The organism is Brucella sp. HL-2, from assembly GCF_025846885.2.
In the GTDB taxonomy this organism is placed as follows: Bacteria; Pseudomonadota; Alphaproteobacteria; order Rhizobiales; family Rhizobiaceae; genus Brucella; species Brucella quorumnocens.
The window spans coordinates 1-532 of sequence record NZ_JAOYTK010000081.1; the positions used below are offsets into that span (position 1 = coordinate 1).

Genomic DNA, 532 nt, shown 5'->3' on the forward strand with positions numbered 1-532 from the left:
ACATCGGTTCCCAGAAGTGCGACGACTGCGTTCTCGGCTATTGCCTTAACAGGTTGCACGATCGTTGATAGGCGCGGTGTGGTAAGGCGAGCCAACGGAATGTCGTCAAAGCCAATGATGGAAACATCACGGGGAATGGAGATGCCGTAATCCGACGCCCCGCGCATAATACCAATTGCCTGCTGATCGCTCGAGGCCGCGATTGCTGTCGGCAGCTCCTCGCGCTTTCGCATAAAGAGTTGTGCGGCCAGCGCCTCGCCGGAATTATAGTCGAAACCAGCTTCCAGTAGTTCAGGCATAGGCATCTCTGCCTCGCCAGACTGAATGGCGCGCTGGCAGTAATCCAGAAACCCCTTCCGTCGCTCAGCAGAAATTGTGAGGTTGGATGGACCCGAAATATAGGCAATCTTTCGGTGTCCTAGTCCAAGCAGGTGGCGCGCTGCCAATTCTCCACCTGCGTAATGATCGACGGCAACGAACGGGTGATTGCCATAGGGGCGGTCAAGGGCAATTGTTCGAATTGAACCAGTCA

1 protein-coding gene is annotated in these 532 nt (G+C 55.3%); it reads right to left on the reverse strand.

The genetic code is table 11. From position 1 onward, the window contains the following. On the reverse strand, positions 1 to 532 hold a 532-nt coding region (locus OIV19_RS23640), incomplete at both ends, for a substrate-binding domain-containing protein (RefSeq protein ID WP_264234346.1).